The sequence below is a fragment of the Mitsuaria sp. TWR114 genome, from assembly GCF_007997345.1.
Genome location: NZ_VOSR01000588.1, coordinates 1 through 807, shown reverse-complemented (window position 1 = coordinate 807; position 807 = coordinate 1). Strand labels below are relative to the sequence as shown.

Below are 807 nucleotides of genomic sequence, written 5' to 3'. Positions count from 1 at the left end.
AGTGCTTGGCGACCTCATGCGGGTGGGTGACGAAATGACCGCCGCACTTGCTGCACTTGGTCATCGTCAGCATGCCGTTGTCGACGAACTTCACCAGGCGCCAGGCGCGGGTGACGGACAACAGCTGCTCCAGGTTCTGCGCCGCGGTCTGCTCCTGGTACAGCTGGTAGGCCTTGATGACGACGTCGATCTCGTCCATCTCAGCGACCTTGTTCAGGTATTCGTGGATGTTGAGGAACAGGCTGGCATGGATGTTGGGCTGCCAGGTCATGAACCAGTCGGTCGAGAACGGCAGCTGGCCCTTGCTGGGGCTCTTGCCCGAAACTTCCTTGTACAAACGCAGCAGACGCTCGTAGCTCAGGTCCGTCTCAGACTCCAGCACCTGCAGGCGAGCGCCCAGGTGGATCAGCGTCACGGCGCGCTCGATCTGCTTGGCTTCGGTCAAGATGGACTTGGTGCGCATGGCGGTGTCTCCGGGCTTCAGTTCTGCGGTCAGGCGTCGATATCGAACTCAGGCAGCTTCCTGGTGGCGGCCAGCCAGCAGGATGGAGGCATGCAGGCGGGACACGCTGTCATTGGCGGCCGGCTTGCCGTGCGAGGTCAGCAGGCCCCACACCAGCTCATCATCCATGCGGAAGCGGCACAGCAAGGTGTTGCCCGAGGCAATCTTCAGCATCTGCGCAGCGCTCAGCGTGTTCAGCAGCGTCGCGGTCTCCTCCGAGATGCCCAGACGATACAGCGCCTGCTCACGGTCCGCACGGATCAAACTCTGCGCCAGCATCAGGTACGACAGGTTGGCTTCGCGGA

At 62.2% G+C, this 807-nt stretch carries 2 protein-coding genes; both read right to left on the bottom strand.

Translation table 11 applies throughout. The features are described 5' to 3' along the window. Nucleotides 1-463 (bottom strand): flagellar transcriptional regulator FlhC (flhC, locus tag FUT87_RS20085; RefSeq protein WP_147242168.1); only part of this gene is annotated, 463 nt, incomplete at its 3' end. A 48-nt stretch (nt 464-511) separates the two neighbouring features. Then, on the bottom strand, nt 512-807 hold a 296-nt coding region (gene flhD, locus FUT87_RS20080), incomplete at its 5' end, for a flagellar transcriptional regulator FlhD (protein WP_147242167.1).